Source organism: Devosia equisanguinis, assembly GCF_900631955.1.
Taxonomy (GTDB): Bacteria; Pseudomonadota; Alphaproteobacteria; order Rhizobiales; family Devosiaceae; genus Devosia; species Devosia equisanguinis.
The window spans coordinates 45,955-63,300 of record NZ_UZWD01000036.1 but is presented as its reverse complement, the minus strand read 5'-3'; the positions used below and the strand labels follow the sequence as shown (position 1 = coordinate 63,300).

General features: G+C 62.0%; 17 protein-coding genes and 1 tRNA gene. 3 read left to right on the top strand and 15 right to left on the bottom strand.

The window, feature by feature from the left end; translation table 11 throughout:
• Positions 1–293 precede the first annotated feature (293 nt).
• Positions 294–554 carry a hypothetical protein gene (locus DEVEQU_RS14805; RefSeq protein ID WP_126151374.1) on the top strand — a complete coding sequence of 87 codons (261 nt, stop codon included), beginning with the start codon at positions 294–296 and terminating at the stop codon, positions 552–554.
• A gap of 91 nt (positions 555–645) precedes the next feature.
• Here the strand turns inward: DEVEQU_RS14805 and DEVEQU_RS14800 are convergent, their stop codons facing one another.
• The 4 genes from DEVEQU_RS14800 to acs form a co-directional block, all read right to left on the bottom strand.
• A complete protein-coding gene (locus DEVEQU_RS14800) occupies positions 646–1,845 on the bottom strand; it encodes an MFS transporter (RefSeq protein WP_126151373.1) in 1,200 nt (399 codons plus the stop codon).
• Between the two features lie 92 nt (positions 1,846–1,937).
• Entirely contained in the window at positions 1,938–2,738 is an 801-nt protein-coding gene (locus DEVEQU_RS14795) for a UDP-2,3-diacylglucosamine diphosphatase (protein WP_126151372.1), read from the bottom strand.
• A 114-nt stretch (positions 2,739–2,852) separates the two neighbouring features.
• Positions 2,853–3,992: a glycoside hydrolase family 3 protein gene (locus DEVEQU_RS14790; protein ID WP_164550425.1), complete on the bottom strand. Its 1,140-nt coding sequence runs from the start codon at positions 3,990–3,992 to the stop codon at positions 2,853–2,855.
• A gap of 161 nt (positions 3,993–4,153) precedes the next feature.
• Positions 4,154–6,106: an acetate--CoA ligase gene (acs, locus tag DEVEQU_RS14785; protein WP_126151370.1), complete on the bottom strand. Its 1,953-nt coding sequence runs from the start codon at positions 6,104–6,106 to the stop codon at positions 4,154–4,156.
• Between the two features lie 155 nt (positions 6,107–6,261).
• Here acs and DEVEQU_RS14780 point away from each other — a divergent pair, with 155 nt between their 5' ends.
• Positions 6,262–6,864 (top strand): GNAT family N-acetyltransferase, encoded by a 603-nt coding sequence (locus DEVEQU_RS14780; protein WP_126151369.1) that lies wholly within the window; start codon positions 6,262–6,264, stop codon positions 6,862–6,864.
• A 166-nt stretch (positions 6,865–7,030) separates the two neighbouring features.
• Here DEVEQU_RS14780 and DEVEQU_RS14775 read toward each other — a convergent pair whose 3' ends face one another.
• The 6 genes from DEVEQU_RS14775 to DEVEQU_RS14750 form a co-directional block, all read right to left on the bottom strand.
• Positions 7,031–8,362, bottom strand: a complete 1,332-nt coding sequence (locus tag DEVEQU_RS14775) for a lipopolysaccharide biosynthesis protein (RefSeq protein ID WP_126151368.1) — start codon at positions 8,360–8,362, stop codon at positions 7,031–7,033.
• Positions 8,359–9,528: a lipid II:glycine glycyltransferase FemX gene (locus tag DEVEQU_RS14770; RefSeq protein WP_126151367.1), complete on the bottom strand. Its 1,170-nt coding sequence runs from the start codon at positions 9,526–9,528 to the stop codon at positions 8,359–8,361. Before DEVEQU_RS14770 ends, DEVEQU_RS14775 begins: the two co-directional genes overlap by 4 nt.
• Before the next feature lie 111 nt (positions 9,529–9,639).
• Positions 9,640–10,335 carry a YjbE family putative metal transport protein gene (locus tag DEVEQU_RS14765; protein WP_126151366.1) on the bottom strand — a complete coding sequence of 232 codons (696 nt, stop codon included), beginning with the start codon at positions 10,333–10,335 and terminating at the stop codon, positions 9,640–9,642.
• A 179-nt stretch (positions 10,336–10,514) separates the two neighbouring features.
• Positions 10,515–11,459: a dioxygenase family protein gene (locus tag DEVEQU_RS14760; RefSeq protein ID WP_206437860.1), complete on the bottom strand. Its 945-nt coding sequence runs from the start codon at positions 11,457–11,459 to the stop codon at positions 10,515–10,517.
• Positions 11,460–11,718: 259 nt separating this feature from the next.
• Positions 11,719–11,794, bottom strand: a tRNA-Lys gene (locus tag DEVEQU_RS14755).
• 157 nt (positions 11,795–11,951) lie between these two features.
• The gene (locus DEVEQU_RS14750; RefSeq protein ID WP_126151365.1) at positions 11,952–12,152 is read right to left on the bottom strand and encodes a hypothetical protein; all 201 of its coding nucleotides are present in this window, start codon (positions 12,150–12,152) and stop codon (positions 11,952–11,954) included.
• A gap of 280 nt (positions 12,153–12,432) precedes the next feature.
• Here DEVEQU_RS14750 and DEVEQU_RS14745 point away from each other — a divergent pair, with 280 nt between their 5' ends.
• Positions 12,433–13,545 carry a pyridoxal phosphate-dependent aminotransferase gene (locus DEVEQU_RS14745; protein WP_126151364.1) on the top strand — a complete coding sequence of 371 codons (1,113 nt, stop codon included), beginning with the start codon at positions 12,433–12,435 and terminating at the stop codon, positions 13,543–13,545.
• On the opposite strand, the gene DEVEQU_RS14740 is transcribed toward DEVEQU_RS14745, so the two are convergent.
• The 5 genes from DEVEQU_RS14740 to DEVEQU_RS14725 all read right to left on the bottom strand — a co-directional run bounded on the left by DEVEQU_RS14740 (position 13,530) and on the right by DEVEQU_RS14725 (position 17,340).
• Positions 13,530–14,477 carry an endonuclease/exonuclease/phosphatase family protein gene (locus DEVEQU_RS14740; protein ID WP_126151363.1) on the bottom strand — a complete coding sequence of 316 codons (948 nt, stop codon included), beginning with the start codon at positions 14,475–14,477 and terminating at the stop codon, positions 13,530–13,532. The two genes, DEVEQU_RS14745 and DEVEQU_RS14740, sit on opposite strands and share 16 nt — an antisense overlap.
• Positions 14,478–14,508: 31 nt before the next feature.
• Positions 14,509–14,958 carry a GNAT family N-acetyltransferase gene (locus DEVEQU_RS14735; RefSeq protein ID WP_126151362.1) on the bottom strand — a complete coding sequence of 150 codons (450 nt, stop codon included), beginning with the start codon at positions 14,956–14,958 and terminating at the stop codon, positions 14,509–14,511.
• Between the two features lie 55 nt (positions 14,959–15,013).
• Entirely contained in the window at positions 15,014–16,576 is a 1,563-nt protein-coding gene (locus tag DEVEQU_RS14730; protein WP_126151361.1) for a 2-isopropylmalate synthase, read from the bottom strand.
• 115 nt (positions 16,577–16,691) lie between these two features.
• On the bottom strand, positions 16,692–16,814 hold the full coding sequence (locus DEVEQU_RS20245; protein WP_268907409.1) for a hypothetical protein: 123 nt from the start codon (positions 16,812–16,814) through the stop codon (positions 16,692–16,694).
• A 103-nt stretch (positions 16,815–16,917) separates the two neighbouring features.
• Positions 16,918–17,340 carry a hypothetical protein gene (locus DEVEQU_RS14725; RefSeq protein WP_126151360.1) on the bottom strand — a complete coding sequence of 141 codons (423 nt, stop codon included), beginning with the start codon at positions 17,338–17,340 and terminating at the stop codon, positions 16,918–16,920.
• Positions 17,341–17,346 lie beyond the last annotated feature (6 nt).

Genomic DNA, 17,346 nt, shown 5'->3' with positions numbered 1-17,346 from the left:
GTGCCAACTCCCCATATGCGATAGCCCTGCCCTTGAGGGAGGGCCGGGGTGGGGGGCGTTTAGCGATCCACTGATGGACCCCCTCCCTCAATCCCTCCCCTCAACGGGGAGGGAGGCGAAAGCGCCCAGAGTCCTCTTCAGTTTGAAATGATCTAGCTGGACCAAACCTCAACAAAACCTCCGCGCAACCTCCACCGTCGACGCTCAAGAGGACACTGCGCATCACCGGGAACCAGAGTCTTGCCCCAGGACAGACCAACCCGACGATGCGCGCCAACTCTAAGGAGCGAAAAATGATGAAACGGATTATCATTGTTGGGATGGCCGCGTTGGTGGGCCTGTCGGGTCTGGCTGCGACGGCGCAGGCCGCCGAATTCAAATCCCAGTTCGACCGGGATCGCGTGATCAGTGCGCTGCACGAAAAGGGCATTGAGGCCGACGCGGTCGAAAGCTGGTCGGGTCTGATCCGCGCCTTTGTGCGTCAGCCCGACGGCTCGGTGAACATGCAGTTCTTCCAGCCCGATTCCCTGCGGCCTGTGATCATGGGCCGTTAAGTGAATACCGTCCCGGCAGATCCGCGGGACGGCCTTTCACTATTTGGGCGGGCAGCAGCAATCACAAAAGGGAGCTGCGTGATGCGCCCGCCTACCCCACCAGTGCCTTTGGCGGCCTCAGCTTCAACGATAGCAGCACGCAGCCGATGGCGAGGAGAGAGGTGACGGTGGAATAGAAGAAGGCATGCGAGCCGAAGAGCTCGACCAGGAAGCCGAAGCCGATCAAGGCGGCCATGGCGGCGCCCATATTGAGCATATTGGCAAAGCCCTGGGCCTCGGCGGCATTGGCCTCATTGGTCCAGTTGGCGATGAAATGCACCACCCCGAAATAGCCCATGCCGAAGCTGAAGGCGTGCAGCAGCTGGGTGAAGAACAGCACTTCCACCGGCGGATTGAAGGCCATGATGGTGAAGCGCACCAGCCCGGCGATAGCCGCTGCCAGGATCATGTTACGCGCCGTCACCCGCCCCCCGAAGCGCCGCCAAGCGAACATGAGGATAGCCTCGCCCACCGCGGCAATGCCGAGCAGCGGCCCCAGATAATAGCTCGAAATACCGTTTTCGTGCCAAAGCAGCGCGCCAAAGCTGCCGATAATGGCATTGCTGGAATTGACCAGTGCGAAGGCGAGCAGCGGCAGCACGAACCACAGTTGCAGTGAATCGCGCAAGCGGCTGGCGGGTATCGCCTTTTCCGGCGCCACGCTCGCCAGTGTCACCTTGGGCGCCGGGGCCCGGAAACGCGGCAAGAGATAGGCGAGGCCGGCGCGCACAAACACTGTCGCAACGTAAAGAGTGACGAAGGCAGCCGAGCCCAGCATGTTGAGCAAGAGGCCCAATCCGCCCGCGGCGAACACATAGCCCACCGTGGCCCAGGCGCGGATGGTGCCGAAGTCGCTGCCATTCCGGCGCGTCATCCGCACTGTGGCGGCGTCGATGACCGGGGCGACGAGGCCATTGGTGGTGGCGCAAAGCGCCCAGATGAGCAGGATGCCCCAGAATTCGGAGACGAAATAAAGCGGCAGCGGCGCCAAAGCCGAGGCGAGGGAAATATAGATCAGCGCCGTGCGCCAGTCGTCGGCCTTATCCGCAATGCGCCCCACAAGGATGTTGAGCAGCAGGAGACAGAAGGTCGGCAGCGCATTGATGATGCCGATCTGGTCGGCGGGAATGCCGTGCTCGCTCAGCCATATGCCCAGAAAGACCGAGGCCACGCCGCCCGGAATATAGACGGTGAACTGATAAATGGATGCGCGCAGCTCGGGGCTATCCAAGCGCGAAAGGGCCGATGGCATGGAAAAGAACTCCGGGCACACGAAACGCGCCCGGCACGCTAGGTGACTCGGAAGTGGGGCAAAGGCAAGACAAATGTCCGCACAATTCGGCCTTACTGCTCGACGCCCTTACGCAGCCGGAATCGCCGGGGTTCGCCGACGACCATTTCGGTCCACTTGATCAGCTCGAAGGCCCCTTCCGGGGTCTCGACTATGGCGGTGCAGCTCTCCACCCAGTCGCCGGTATTGATATATTCAATGCCCAGCCGGTCGTGGATATCGGCGAAATGGATGTGGCCGCAGATCACCCCATCGACGCCCGATTCCTTGGCCTCGTGCACCAGAGCTTCCTCGAAGCGGCCGATGACGGAAACGGCGTTCTTGACCTTCTGCTTGGCCCAGGCGCTGAGCGACCAATATTGCAGGCCAAGGCGGCGACGCACCCAGTTGATGGCGATATTGACGCGCAAAGCGGCGTTGTAGGCCCAGTCACCGACATGGGCGAGCCACTTGGCATTCATCACTACTACGTCGAACTGATCGCCGTGAATCACCAGATACGTACGGCCCGTGGCCGAGGTGTGAATGGTGCGATCGATGATCTCGATCTCGCCGAAATAGGTGCCGAGATATTCGCGCAGGAACTCGTCGTGATTGCCCGGCAGATAGACGATGCGCGTCCCGGCATTGGCCTTGTCGAGCAGCAACTGCACCAGGACATTGTACTCGACCGGCCAGTGCCAGGCCTTGGCCAGCCGCCAGCCGTCGAGAATATCGCCGACCAGATAGATGGTGTCGGCATCGTGGGCGCGCAGGAACTCGATGAGTTGCCCAACGCGGATGGGCTTCATCCCCAGATGCACGTCGGAAATGAAGAGCGCCCGAACCCGCCGGACCTCACGATCTTCCGCCATTCTGCATTCGCCCTCTGCTGACCGGACGGCACCTTAACGCCCCGCGATGGCAGAGAAAACACTCGGGCCAGCGAAAGGCCGGGGAAAATGGCGATGCCTGCGCGACAAAGCGGCTTACTCGATCCGCTGTTTCAGCGCCACGATGCGGTTGTAGCTCTCTTCAATGCGGGCGGCAAAGGCCGGGTCTGCCTCTGCTTCAGCCAGGAGGATGGCGAGGATTTCACCCGAAAGGCCGGGGCGATACTTGGCGGTATTGGAGAAAAGCAGAATGTCCATGCCAGCGCGCACCGCCTTGGTCACGGTTTCCTCGAGCGTAAAATGCTCGCGAATGGCGCCCATTTCCAGATCGTCGCTGATCACGACGCCATCGAAGCCCAGATCGGTGCGCAGCACGCCATCGATCCAGCGCGACGACAATGAGGACGGGGTTTCACCGTCACCATTGGCATAGTCCGCGTGATAGAGGTGGCCGACCATCACCATGTCGGCCAGCTTCTCCGAGATCAGCACGCGATAGGGCTCGAGTTCGTCGGCCTGCCAGGTCTTGGTGATATCGACAAAGCCTTCATGGCTGTCGGCGGTGGACGAACCATGACCGGGGAAATGCTTGAGCGCGGTGATCAGTCCAGCGGCATGGTGGGCTGTGATGAAGGCCTCGTCATAGGCGATCACGGTTTCCGGATCGTCGGAAAAAGCCCGGCCATATTTGGCGATCACAAGATTGTTGGGATTGGTGTTGAGATCGGCGACCGGCCCGAAATTGACGGTGAAGCCAAGGTCGGCGATGCCGGACGCCATCTGGGCATAGATCGCCTCGGCCTCATCAGGTCGATTGTTTCTGGCGATAGTTGCGGCATTGGGGATTTCGCGGAAGCCGACATCCTTGGTCAGCCGTTCGACCGCGCCACCTTCCTGATCGAGGGTGATGAAGGGCGGGAGCTCAGGCGATGCGGCGCGGAACGCTTCGTTCATGGCCCGCACGGCGCCAAGACTTTTGACGTTCTTTTTCAGATACATGACGCCGCCCAGCCTGCCCTCGGCGATTTCCTTGGCCATGGCCTCGACGCTTGGATCGGTAGCACTGCTGCCCTCGAAGCCGACGACGATCATCTGGCCGGCCATCTCTTCGAGCGTGGCGGCCATGGCGGGAGAGGAAAGGGCCAGAAAGCCAGTCAGGGCAAGGATGCGCAGCAAGGCAAAAGTTCCGCAAGAAATCGTGGCCCGCACCATGACCGGCAAATCAAGGCGAGACAATGATTCCCCCCATATGGGGGATGCGGGCTGCACTACGGCAGCCATAATGATGGTCAGATGCCGGTCGTCGCGGATTTCAACCTTCCGAACGGTCCGCCATCAAACTGAACGGGCGGCAGCTTTTCAGCCACCGCCCGTTTTTTTTTATGTGTTCCGCACCATCAGGCGGGACGATTCTGCCGATTGGCGATCAGATCGTCGACTACGGCCGGATCGGCCAGGGTCGAGGTGTCACCCAGGGCGCCAAAATCGTTCTCGGCCACCTTGCGCAGAATGCGGCGCATGATCTTGCCCGAACGGGTCTTGGGCAGGCCCGGTGCCCACTGGATGAAATCCGGCGAGGCGATGGGACCGATTTCCTTGCGCACCCAGTTGCGCAATTCCCCGCGCAAGGCGTCGTCATAGCTTTCCCCGGCCATCAGCGTGACATAGCAATAGATGCCCTGCCCCTTGATGTCGTGCGGGAAGCCGACAACCGCGGCCTCGGAGACCTTGGGATGCGCCACCAGGGCGCTCTCCACTTCGGCGGTGCCAAGGCGGTGGCCGGATACGTTCAGCACGTCGTCGACCCGGCCGGTGATCCAGTAGTAACCGTCCTCGTCGCGACGGCAGCCGTCACCGGTAAAGTAATTGCCCTTATAGGTCTCGAAATAGGTCGAGACGAACCGGCCATGATCGCCCCAAATGGTGCGCGCCTGGCTGGGCCAGCTATCCTCGATGACCAGCACGCCCTCGGCCTTGGTCTGCTCCTGCAGCTTGCCTTCCGGCGACAACACCGCCGGCTTGATGCCGAAGAACGGCTTGGTGGCCGAACCGGGCTTGGTCGGAATGGCGCCGGGGAACGGCGCGATCATGTGGCCGCCGGTTTCGGTTTGCCACCAGGCGTCGACCACTTCGCAGCGGCCCTTGCCGACCTTGTTATAGTACCAGAGCCAGGCTTCGGGGTTGATCGGCTCGCCCACTGTGCCCAGCAGACGAAGCGATGGCATGTCGTGCTTTTCCACGAATTCGGGGCCGGCGCCCATCAGCGAGCGAATGGCGGTCGGCGCGGTGTGGAAGATATTGACCTTGTGGCGCTCGACCACTTGCCAAAAGCGGCTGGCGTCGGGCCAGGAGGGAATGCCCTCGAACATCACCGTGGTCGCGCCATTGGCCAGCGGCCCGTAGACGATGTAGCTGTGACCGGTGATCCAGCCTACGTCCGCCGTGCACCAGAACACCTCGCCACGCTTGTAGTCGAAGCTGAGTTCGTGCGTCAGCGAGGTATAAGTGAGATAGCCCCCCGTCGTGTGCAGCACGCCCTTGGGCTTGCCGGTTGAGCCGGAGGTGTAGAGGATGAACAACGGATCTTCCGCATTCATCGGCTCGGGGTCGTTGAACGGCTCCACACCGGCGGCAGCCTCATGCCACCAGACGTCGCGGCTGCCCTTCATCGGCACATCGGCGCCGGTATTGTGGACAACGAGCACCTTGGAGACACCGGGGCAGTCTTCCAGCGCCTTATCGACATTGGCCTTGAGCGGCACGGTCTTGCCACCACGACGGCCTTCATCCGCGGTGATCACCACGGCGCTGTCGCAGTCATTGATGCGACCGGCAAGCGAGTCGGGGGAGAAGCCGCCGAAAACCACCGAGTGAACCGCGCCGATGCGGGCGCAGGCCAGCATGGCATAGGCCGCCTGCGGGATCATCGGCAGGTAGATGGTGACGCGGTCGCCCTTCTTGACGCCCAGCGACTTCAGCACATTGGCGCAGCGGCAGACTTTCTCGTGCAGGGTCCGGTACGAGATGTACTCGGCCTTGTCATTCGGATTATCCGGCTCCCAGATGATGGCGATATCGTCGCCATGCTCGAGCAGATGCCGATCGATGCAATTGGCGGCCACGTTGAGCACGCCGTCTTCAAACCACTTGATCGAGACGTTCGGGTACTCGAACGTGGTGTTCTTGATCTTGGTGGGGAACGTCACCCAATCCAGACGCTTCGCCTGCTCCGCCCAGAACCCATCCGGATCGGAGATCGAACGCTGATACTGTGCCGCATAGTCTTCGGCTGTCGTGTGGGTGCGTGCGACGGCAGCCGCACTTGGCTGGAACACGAGCTGGTCGCTCATCGTCTTCCTCCCTTGTCTCTCCCGAGAACCGTTCTAATGACCGCCTCGATAGGCGGCAAGTCCCGTAGCGTGCGACTTAATGAGTATTTGCGCCAGACACTTGGACAGGGGCCATTAACCCGCAGAGGCTACACTTGGGTTAATCGGAGGCCTCGATGACCGAAACTGCAGAGATTTCCCCAGCCCCGACTGGCAAGGCACGCATCTATCGTGCCGCCACCTATCGGGACATCCCGCAGTTGCACACGCGGCTGCACGAGGCGATCAACACCTCGCCCTTCTATTCCGATGTGTTCAAGGCCTATGAGTCGGCTCGGCTGACAAAGGACTACCTGGCCGGCCTCATCGATGCCGATCCGTTCCATGCGCTGGTGATCCTGCGCGACGAGGCCATGGCCGGATTCATGATCAGCGGCCCGGAACTGGGCACGCTCTGGCTGTACTGGAGCTATCTGTTCCCAGAGCACCGGCGGTCGACGCTGGGGATTTCGGGTATGCGCGCCTTCATCAACCACTGGGACAACGGGCGCTTCCACAAGATCGCCACCTATACCAAAACGGGCAACGAGGCCGCCGCCGCCATCATGACGCGCCTGGGCTATGCCCATGTCGCGACGCTCGAACAGCACATTTTCGGCGAGGACTACCTGCTCTACGAGCGCAAACTCAACAAGGTCAGCACCGGCTACGACCATGGCACCAGCGGCGGGCTGGCCAACAAGCTCAGGCGCAAGCTGCAGCTGGCAATGATCCGCTAAATCATTTCAACTTGAGGTGGACTCTTGGCTCTTTCGCCTCCCTCCCCCTTGAGGGGAGGGATTGAGGGAGGGGGTCCATCAGTGGATCGCTAAACGACCCCCTCCCCGGCCCTCCCCTCAAGGGGGAGGGGGCGATGAAGCCGCATCGCCCAGAACGTGAAACGCTCTAGATCCCGCTGGCCGGCAGCCGCGCCGCGTGGCGGGTGCGGAACCATTGCAGGATGGACACATCGACCCCGGCCATCTGCTGGGCGGTGAGCCACAGGCCGAGCGACCACACCGTGATGGCAATCAGCGCCGCCAGTGACGCCCCCATAAGGCCCATGACCGGCACCAGCAGCCAGTTGCCCACCACCACGGTGGCGATACCCAGCGCCACGGCCGGCAGGCTGGCCCAGGGACGGTCATAGATCGACAAGACCATCGAGGCCGGCCCCGTCACAGCCCGAACCACCAGGGCGAGGCACAGGATGGCCAAAGGCATGGCGCCCGCGGCAAAGCTCGGGCCGAACATCATCAGGGCAAAGGGTGCGCCGATGAGCACGATGGTGAACAGTACCAGCGAGATGACGCTGGCCACCGCATTGGCTTCGCCGATCTTACGATGGAACGCCGCCCGGTCAGATTTGGCCTCGCTCTCGAACATGTCCGGCAGGGTAACGGCATAGACCGCCCCCACGCCAAAAGAGACAAGCGAGAAGATGCGGGTGCAGACGCCAAAGATCGCCAGCTCTTCCCGAGACAGGCTATGGGCGAGCAGCAACAGGTCGATGTCGAAGAAGAAGTCCGATGCCAACGAAATCAGCACCCAGGGCGCCGCGAACCGCCACCAGCGGCTGGCGTCGATGGCGCGCATGGGAGCCGTATTCTCCACACGCTGGATGCCGGTGATGACGAAGACGAATTGCACCAGCGAGATCAGCGCATAGCCGATGCCGATGAGCCAGAGGAACTGCCCAAACCCGGCAAAAGGATCGATCATGCCCATGGCCAGCGCAAAGGACGCCAGAACGATCATGGGGCGGAACAGTGTATCGGCGAAGAAGCCGGCGAACGGGCGCTTCAGCCCCACCAGCACGGCGCCGTTGACATAGACCATGGCAGTACCAAAGGCCAAAAGCATGACCGGCACGAAATGCTGGGCCACCACGCTCTGCCCCTGCCCCAGCGCGCCCAGCAGCGGCAGCCCCGCGAACAAGACCAGCAGCAGCATGCCCACGACATGCCCATAGCTGCGCACGAGAAAGGCGATCAGTTGCCGCCGGTCACCCCGCGCGCGGTATTCGGCGGCGAAATAGGTGCCGACCGTGTGAAAGCCCAGCGGCATTGCCACCGCGATCAGGTTCACCGAGGCCACGACGATGAGGTATTCGCCCAGGATATCGGCGCCCCAAACCCGGGCAATGAATGCCTGGACGAGGAAGATCAGGCCAGCCCCGAACAGGCGGGCTCCGAAAATCACCGAGGATTGGGAAGCAAGCCGCCGCGCCAGACTCATTTGAGATAGTCTTCGGTCACGTGGGGCGGTTGGTCGGGCCGCGCCTTGTTGGGATTGAAGGCATCAAGCCTGCGACGCAGATGATGCACGAAATCGCGCGCTGCAAATGCGGCAGCGCCGAGCAGATAGGGCAGCGGACGCGAGGCATAATTGGCCACCGGTGGCACCGGGCGGATCACTCCGGCCGTGCCCACCATGCCCTTCTTGAACTGATGCAGCCCCTGGAAGCCGTCGGTGCCACCAAGATCGTACCAATCGGCGCGCGTATTGTCGCGCAGCCAGCGGATGATGTGCCAATGCAGGAAATAGCCGGCACGCAGCGGCAGGGCATCGTCGGTGGTGGCGCCGTAGAGATAGACGGCGCGGTCGCCAGCCTTGAAAACCAGCGCACCGGCCACCAGCTTGCCCGCATGGCGTACGAAAAACAATTCGGGCCGCAGCGGCTCTTCCAGCGCCATCAACCCATCGAGCGTCTCATAGGCCGAATGATCCGGGAACTGCTTGCGCTCGGTCATGGCGGCGTAGAGGTGCTTGAAATCCTCAATGGCTTGCGGCTGCGCGTGTTCGAAGCTGAGGCCGGATTTCTCCGCCTTGTTCAGCTGCCGCCGCCAGGCCTGCAAAAGGCTCTTGCGCTGGTCGTCGTCGGACTGACGCAAAGACACCAGATAGCGGTTGGGAAACAGCAGCGTGGCGCCGCGATGGAAGCCGCGCTTGCGCAGGGCCACATATTCGTCGTTGACCGCCGCCGTAGAGGCGCGCGGCAGGATGGACAGCATCATGCCGCGCCGGTCGCCATATTCAGCAATCAGCGCCTCAATCATGCCGGCATGGATGGCCGCCGCGTTGGGCACGCGCGTATCCGCGAGCATCGGCGCCCATTTGGCCACGGCGATCTTGCCCAGACCCAGCGGCAAGGGCTGGATGAGGATGAGGACGCCCCCGACGAGCCGTCCCAGATGTTCAAAGAGTATGGGCTCGGGCGCCGTACCCGGCCAACGCCGCGCCGCGAAGGCGTAGAGCTGCTCCTGGCAAACGGCGTCGAAACCGGCAACGACCAGATCCCATTGCGGACCATCGACGCGTCGCATCAGCAGCGGCAGAGCTGCGGCCGCCTGTCCCGGCGGGGCGAGAGTGGGTTGGTGAACCAATCCAGCGATTGCCGACATGGGGTCTAGTTTCCAGCATAGCGAATGCTCGGAACGCTAGACCGCCAAGATGAGCAAATCCCTATTGCCCGGCCGCAAATGCCACAAACCTGCGGCCTTGGTTACCAAAGGCTAATGGGCAGCCGCGACAGCCGCGTGCGGGGTGTACAGGAACGGAATTTCGGGAATGGTGATGAAGCCGCCCAGCCCTTCGAGCGTCATACGAACGGCCACGAACAGGATGATCAGGAGGCCGATCCAGGCGATCCAGCGGAAGCGATGCAAGAGGCGGGCGATGAAGGTAGCGGCAACGCCCATCATTACCACGGACAGCGCCAGGCCGAAGATCAGCGCTTCGAAATGGTGCTGCGCGGCGCCGGCAACAGCCAGCACATTGTCCAGCGACATCGAGACGTCGGCGATGATGATCTGGATAACGGCCTGACGCAGCGTCTTGCGCGGGGCCTTGCCGGCCACCGAGCCATCGGCATTGAGATCGGCATTGGCGAGAGCTTCGGTGGCCTCGTGCTCATCCTCGGCGGGGATGGTCAGCTCGCGATACATCTTCCAGCAGACCCAAAGCAGCAAGACGCCGCCGGCGATGAGCAGGCCACCGCCGAGCGAAAGCAGCTGGGTGGTGATCAGCGCAAAACAGATGCGCAGCACCGTGGCCGCGAGGATGCCGATGAGAATGGCCTTGCGGCGCAGATCGGGCGCCAGGCCCGCCGCGGCGAGACCGATCACCACGGCATTGTCCCCCGCCAGCACCAGATCGATCAGAATGACCTGCAACAGCGAACTGAAGAAACTCGGATCGATGCCGAACATGGTGGGTCCTGGAAAATGCAGCTACGAGGCGGGAGAGCAGCTACGCCTCAAATGCCACGGCGACAAGGGGTCGCGCCCCAAAAGTGAGCAAAATGAGCCGGAATCTGCGCCCTCCCCGCCTTCGGCGACAGGGTGGCGACAGATTGGCTGCCCGGGAGGCGCGGCGCCCTGATCAAACCTCAGCTCCCCGGGCGCGGCGGCGGGGCGCCGTTGGGGACGAATCCTTCCGGAGGCATGCCCGGGCCACCCATTGGCTGCACGCTGCTGCGGTCCGCATTGAGGTCGATCGGAATGGTGACTTTGCCGAGATAGCCACTATTGGGGGCGCCGGCCAGTTCGGCAGTCTGCTGCAGGATCTCATCGGCGGAATTGTCGCCGAAGACATTGTCCGAGGCCAGGGTAATGCGGCCCAGATTGGTCGTGCCATTGGCATAGCGCTCATCGGCGGCATAAACATTGGCGCAATCGCTTTCCGGCATCGCGATCTGGGCGGTCAATAAGGACGCCTCTCCGCTGATCGCCTTTTCGACGCTCTCGAAGACTTCGAAATGGATATGAGGCCAGCGTCCGTCATAGCAACCGGGGAAAATGGTAGTGAAGCGCACCCGTCCCTCGGCGTCGGCAATACCCACGCCGCGCAGGAAGTTGGCATCGGTAATATCATAGAGCGAATAATTGCCGGTGGCATCGCAGTGCCAGATATAGATGGCGTGGCCCGACAAGGGCGTGCAGCCATCGGCATTGACCAGTGTCAGCTCAAGGTCCAGCCGCACCCCATCGGCGGTCTTGGTGAGCGCACCAAAGGAAGGCCGAAGGTCTTCTCGGATCACGCCCTCTTGCGTCAGGGCGTTTACCACCTGCCCCGCTTTGGCATTGCTGCCATCCGCTGGATAAGGACCGGCCGTTTCCCACGGCAAAACCACGCATTCGAGGGCAGCGGCCGGACCACCGGCAACGGCGACGGCCCCGACGCCCGCAACGAGGGCAAGAAACCGGCGGCGCCCCAGCATCGTCCTGATGTCATGGGCAAATCCGAGGTCATGAGCATGGTGTAGATGGTCGTGCGGCATCAAGCTGTCCTTGTCGCGGGCTTTCGATGCCAACAGCGATAGGCCATCGAACATGACGGGTGTTTTTCCGCCGCGTGAAACTTCCGCAATCTTCGAGCGCGATACGCGCCACGAAAAAGCCCCGGAGGCTTTCGCCTTCGGGGCTCTTTTATCGTTTCGCTGTTTTTCAACTGCGTCTCGATACATACACAACGGCGCGTTGCGACTATGGTTCCAACACGTCCGGAAAATTTTTGATATGCGCTTCTGCGCACCGGCAACCACCCCGCTCTGCGTCGGGAGGCTGCGTATTATCTATGCAATTGGAAGGCTTTGGTGGGTGCACAAGGGCTCGAACCTTGGACCCGCTGATTAAGAGTCAGCTGCTCTACCATCTGAGCTATGCACCCGGCTTCTGTGAAGTCCGTCACCAAAGTGGCGCCTATCTAACAAAGGGATTCTGGGCTGTAAAGTACCCAATCTCACTTTGCCGACATATTCTTTCAGCGCCGATTTCGCAGGCGCCAGAATGGCATGGCCTGGCTTGGGTCAGCCAGGCCCATGAAATCAGCGGCGAAGCTGACGAAATGTCTCGAGATCGAGCACATTGGTATCGACCGGCCGCGCCGGGGTCGGACGGAGTTCTTCCATAAGGCTGATGGTGCGCTCGATGATGTGGCGCAATTGCTGTGACCGCTGGTCTTCGCCCTGCAGGATTGTTGCCGCCCGCTGCAGGTGATCTCGGGCAAGCACATAAGTGGGAAGCATCGACATCTCCTCGGAAAGTCGCTCTGGGGAATCAAGCGTCGGGTGACGCAGGGCCAACCTGAACCCGCATAGTTCCCGAATTCCTGCTGAGAAAGATTGCATTCGACCTAAATCCCGCGACCGAAATGCGGCAGCCAAAAACACCCGTTGCCCGGCCCTTTGCGCTGCCTTGGACACAGTTGTGGCTGTTGAGAACTTTCTCTGTCGCCCCTCTCTCGGCATATCCATCGGCGTCCGAGACGTTAAGATGATCAGGAATCGACAACAGGACTGCCCGCCCGTGCCCCTTCCGCGCTTTACCGACATCGTCGACGCCCTGCCCGAAACCGTGCCCTTCGTCGGTCCAGAGGCCATAGAGCGCCAGACAGGCATACCGGTCCGGGCCAGAATCGGTGCCAACGAATCCGGATTTGGTCCCAGCCCGCGCGTGCTCGCTGCCATGGCCGATGCCGCCCCGCAGATCTGGCGCTATCCCGACCCGGAGAATCACGTGCTGCGGACCGCATTGGCAGACCGGCTCGGCATCAGCAGCGACGAGGTGACCATCGGCGAGGGCATCGACGGGCTGATGGGCCTCATTGTGCGCATGTTCATTGCGCCGGGGGACAAGGTCGTCACTTCGCTCGGCGCCTATCCCACGCTCAACTATCACATTGTCGGCCATGGCGGGGTATTGGAGCTGGTGCCCTATCGCGGTGAACATGAGGATCTCATGGCGCTGGCAGAGGCGGCAGGCCGGGTCGGCGCGAAAATGGTCTATGTCGCCAACCCCGATAACCCGATGGGCTCGTACTGGCCTGTGGCTGAGATCGAGGCCTTCATCGCCGCGGTGCCCGAGGACTGCCTGATTCTGCTGGACGAGGCCTATGGCGAACTGGCGCCGGCGGATGGCCTGCCTGAAATCAACACCCAGAAGGCCAATGTGCTGCGACTGCGCACCTTTTCGAAGGCCTATGGGCTCGCCGGGATACGCTGCGGCTATGCCTTCGGCGACAGGCGGATCATTCGCGCCTTCGACCGCGTGCGCAATCATTTTGGTGTCAATCGTCAGGCCCAGGTCGCGGCACTCGCCGCCTTGGCCGACGACGATTATCTGCGCCAGGTGCAACTGAAGGTAGCGGCTGCGCGAGACAGAATCGGCGAAATCGCCATCGCCTCGGGCCTGACTCCCCTGCCCTCTGCCACCAATTTCGTTGCCGTGGACTGCGGGCGTAATGGCGCCTTCGCCATGGCCGTGCTCAAGGCGCTGGCCAATAGGGGCGTGTTCGTGCGCAAGCCCATGGTGGCGCCACATGACCGCTGCATCCGCATCAGCGTCGGGCCGGAAGCGGAAATGCAGATGCTGGCCGAGGCACTGCCGCAGGCCCTTCAGGACGCTCAGGGCGCTGTGTAGAGCCCGATCGTTGCAATCAGCGGCCGATGGTTGGAGCCGTGACTATCGGCCCCGGATGCGATGTCGAGGATACGTGCCTGACCCCGCGTGAACATGTTGTCGATGGGAACGCCGAGCATGCCGGCGCGCACCGGCCATGTGGCGGGCATGGACGGGCCGGGCGATAGCTGCAGGCGATCGACCAGCATGGCCAGCGGCTCCGACCACGCCGCCGCATTGAAATCACCTGCAAGCACCACCGGCCCCTCGAGGCCCATGATGAAGCGGCCAATATTGAAGAGCTCCTCCCAGGAAGCCTCATCGAAATAGGGCTTTGACAGGTGAGCGCCGACAATGGTCACCGGCTGGCCATCAACCTCGACCCGCGCCCAGACCAGCCGTTCACGATTGAACGGCGGCAGGAGCAGCACGCCGCCATCGACAATGGGCAGGCGCGAGAACAGCGAAATATCGCAACTCGCCGAGCGGTCGCAGCCGAAGCGATGGGGGAACGCTGTGCCGAGCCGATCGAGATATTGCTCGATCCCCGGGGTTTCCTCGAACACCACGATATCAGGCGGATCGGCCAGCACCGCCTGCACCAATTGCTCGGCGCTGCGATTGCCGGTGAGGGTGTTGGAACTCATAAGCTGGAACTGCGCCACCGGCTGCCCGGCCATCGGCGTGCGCCAGGCATAGAGCTGCCAGACGACGTAGCCGGCATGGGCGGCTCCCACCACCAGCACCAGGCCATAGAGAAGACCATGCCAGCGCGCGCCAAAGGCGACCAGCGCCACCAGCACGACGATACCGGCGGCGAGAATATGAAAGCGCAGGCTTTGCAGCAGCAATTCGCCGGGAAGGACAGGCGACCAGGAGATGATGAGCAACAGCAACGACACGAAACCGGCTATTGCCAGCAGCACACCGCGAAACTCAGCCTTGCTCAGCATGAACCAGTCTCCGGCGCCTCGACCCGGATTTCTAGAGCAGCTTCCGCATTTGCACGCAAGTCGCGGCTATCCCGACCAGCTCGGCCGGGTCCCAGTCGAAGCGGGTCCAGCCGGTTTTCTCATAAAAGCCCACCGCCTCGTCGGCGGCGTTGACGAGGAGCGCGTGGACGCCCAGGCGTTCGGCTTCGGATGACACCATGGCCTCTAGTACCCGGCCATGGCCTTTGCGCTGCTCGGCAGCAGTTATGGCCACCAGTCTGATGGCGGCCCGCCCATCTCCGAACACATCCAGACGCGTCGTGCCGAGCGCCCGCCCATCCTGCTTGAGCAGAAAGGGATGGGCGAAGGCGGCCGTATCGTCCGGGTGCTTGTCATCGTAGACGCCGAACCGCCCTTTGGCTTCGAACAGCTCAACGCGGCGGATGTGATGAAAATCAGCCCAGTCGCTGGGATCGGTAACGGCAATTAGCTCGTAGGTCATCCATGCCTCCCCGCCCCCGGCCGCGCGGGTCGGGGCACGGGGCACTTTTGTGCGCTTAGCCGGCCAGGGCGCCTTGGGCCGCTGCGCCACGCTCGATCATCACGCGGTTGAGCGCATTGAGATAGGCGCGAGCGGAGGCCACCAGCGTATCGGGCTCGGCGGCATTGCCGGACGCGATGCGACCATTCATTTCGAGACGCACATGGGCCGAAGCCTGCGCGTCGGTGCCGCCGGTGACGCCATCCACGGCATAGAGCACCAGATGCGGGTCCTGGCCGGAGGCCTCCTTGATGGCGTTGAAAATGGCGTCGACCGAACCGGTGCCCTCATAGGACACCGCAGTTTCCTCACCATCGATTGTTACCACCAGATTGCACTTGTGCACGCCACCGGTCTTGGAGACCACTTCCATATCCACCAGACGGATGCGATCACCAACCGAGCCGACCTCGTCATCGACCAGCGCAATGATATCGGCGTCATAGACATGCTTCTTGCGGTCGGCCAGATCCTTGAAGCGTACGAAAGCTTCCTGGAAGGCATTGTCGCCCAGCTCGTAGCCCAGTTCCTTCAGCTTGTCCTTGAAGGCGGCGCGGCCGGAATGCTTGCCCATGACCAGGGTGGTTTCCTTGATGCCGACGCTGGCCGGGGTCATGATTTCGTAGGTCTCGGCATTCTTCAGCATGCCGTCCTGGTGGATTCCGCTTTCATGCGCGAAGGCATTCTTGCCAACGATCGCCTTGTTGTACTGCACCGGGAAATTCGAGGCAGCAGAGACGATCTTGCTGGCGCGGGACAGGTGCGTCGTCTCGACATCGGTGTAGAAGGGCATGGCATCACCGCGCGTGCGCAGCGCCATGACCACCTCTTCCAGCGCCGCATTGCCGGCGCGTTCGCCCAAGCCATTGATCGTGCATTCGATCTGCCGCGCACCGCCAGCCACACCGGCCAGCGAATTGGCGACAGCCATGCCCAGGTCATCGTGGCAGTGCACCGAGAAGATCGCCTTGTCGGCGCCCGGCACGCTTTCGATGATGGTCTTGAACATGCGGAAATGCTCTTCGGGCACCGCATAGCCGACTGTATCGGGCAGGTTGATGGTAGTGGCGCCGGCCTTGATCGCCGTCTCGACGCAGCGCTTCAGGAACTCGATGGGGGTTCGGGTGGCGTCCATGGCCGACCATTCGACATCGTCGATCAAATTGCGCGCCTGAGCTACCGTGCGGGCGATGATCTCGATGACTTCGTCTTCGGTCTTCTTCATCTGGTGGGCCAGATGGATCGGCGAGGTGGAGACAAAGGTGTGGATGCGGCCCTGCTGGGCATGACGGACAGCTTCGCCGGCGCGGTCGATATCGGCGCTGATGGCGCGGGCCAGACCGGCAACGCGAGCGCGCTTGACATGCTTGGCGACGGCGACCACCGCCTCGAAGTCACCCACCGAAGCGATCGGGAAACCGGCTTCGATAATATCGACGCCCATTTCGTCCAGCGCGTCTGCAACCTGCAGCTTTTCTTCCAGCGTCATGGTGGCGCCGGGCGACTGCTCGCCATCGCGCAGGGTGGTGTCGAAAATGAAGACGCGTTCTTTATTGGAATTGGACGCAGATGCAGACATTTCAGGCTCTTTCCTATCGGCCCCGAGGCAATGGCTCGCTGGACCGGACAATTGATACTGTTCGGTTGTGGCGCAATCCCCTGACGACCCGCTCGTTACATCGAGCTGCCGGTGATCAGGGGCTGATAAGAAGGAGGAGGAGCGCGGGAAGCAGCAAGAGGCCAGCAGCAATCGCCAGCTTGGTCATCACGACCTGCTGTTGTGCGATGGCAATGGCTTTGGCGCGACGGCGCTGCATAGGACTACGCTCGAATAGGCTGTCTATTGTTTAGAGAATGCGTCACTCCGTGCGCGGATGCAAGACCAAACCGTCAAAATGCGTTCGCCCGCGCGCGTCGGTATCAGTTGAATGCCAGCACCGCCGTGAGCAACACCCCTGCCCCGGCAACCAGGGTGATCAGGCCCAGCACTGCGGAACGACCCGCCACACTCATGTCTCCAGCCTGCATTTTCTTGAACGCCAATCCGCTCATGACGATGCAGACCAGCATCACGACTATCAGCCCCATCTTGGCGAAGAACCAGTGATTGGGAACCACCAATCCCCATTTCAGCCACCACATCAGCGGCCCACTGATCAGCAATAGGCCCATGGCCACCTTGCCGAGTTGGATCATCTTGTTGCCAAGAGCAAACAGCTCGCCCCGGCGATCGACCGCTGCCTGCGCCAGCTGCCGTTCAAGCAGCGGCATGGTTACGGCTGTCGCGCCCCCGGCGACAAAGCCGACGATGTGCAACCATAGCAAAATATTGGCGAATTCCATGTTGTC

What these genes read in the sequence shown, in the direction of transcription:
- DEVEQU_RS14725 (WP_126151360.1), bottom strand. Translation starts at nt 17,340, where the DNA reads ATGGAATTCGCCAATATTTTGCTATGGTTGCACATCGTCGGCTTTGTC.
- DEVEQU_RS14740 (WP_126151363.1), bottom strand. Translation starts at nt 14,477, where the DNA reads ATGCTGAGCAAGGCTGAGTTTCGCGGTGTGCTGCTGGCAATAGCCGGT.
- DEVEQU_RS14780 (WP_126151369.1), top strand. Translation starts at nt 6,262, where the DNA reads ATGACCGAAACTGCAGAGATTTCCCCAGCCCCGACTGGCAAGGCACGC.
- acs (WP_126151370.1), bottom strand. Translation starts at nt 6,106, where the DNA reads ATGAGCGACCAGCTCGTGTTCCAGCCAAGTGCGGCTGCCGTCGCACGC.
- DEVEQU_RS14805 (WP_126151374.1), top strand. Translation starts at nt 294, where the DNA reads ATGATGAAACGGATTATCATTGTTGGGATGGCCGCGTTGGTGGGCCTG.
- DEVEQU_RS14765 (WP_126151366.1), bottom strand. Translation starts at nt 10,335, where the DNA reads ATGTTCGGCATCGATCCGAGTTTCTTCAGTTCGCTGTTGCAGGTCATT.
- DEVEQU_RS14730 (WP_126151361.1), bottom strand. Translation starts at nt 16,576, where the DNA reads ATGTCTGCATCTGCGTCCAATTCCAATAAAGAACGCGTCTTCATTTTC.
- DEVEQU_RS14795 (WP_126151372.1), bottom strand. Translation starts at nt 2,738, where the DNA reads ATGGCGGAAGATCGTGAGGTCCGGCGGGTTCGGGCGCTCTTCATTTCC.
- DEVEQU_RS14800 (WP_126151373.1), bottom strand. Translation starts at nt 1,845, where the DNA reads ATGCCATCGGCCCTTTCGCGCTTGGATAGCCCCGAGCTGCGCGCATCC.
- DEVEQU_RS14770 (WP_126151367.1), bottom strand. Translation starts at nt 9,528, where the DNA reads ATGTCGGCAATCGCTGGATTGGTTCACCAACCCACTCTCGCCCCGCCG.
- DEVEQU_RS14775 (WP_126151368.1), bottom strand. Translation starts at nt 8,362, where the DNA reads ATGAGTCTGGCGCGGCGGCTTGCTTCCCAATCCTCGGTGATTTTCGGA.
- DEVEQU_RS14735 (WP_126151362.1), bottom strand. Translation starts at nt 14,958, where the DNA reads ATGACCTACGAGCTAATTGCCGTTACCGATCCCAGCGACTGGGCTGAT.
- DEVEQU_RS20245 (WP_268907409.1), bottom strand. Translation starts at nt 16,814, where the DNA reads ATGCAGCGCCGTCGCGCCAAAGCCATTGCCATCGCACAACAGCAGGTC.
- DEVEQU_RS14760 (WP_206437860.1), bottom strand. Translation starts at nt 11,459, where the DNA reads ATGTTCGATGGCCTATCGCTGTTGGCATCGAAAGCCCGCGACAAGGAC.
- DEVEQU_RS14750 (WP_126151365.1), bottom strand. Translation starts at nt 12,152, where the DNA reads ATGCTTCCCACTTATGTGCTTGCCCGAGATCACCTGCAGCGGGCGGCA.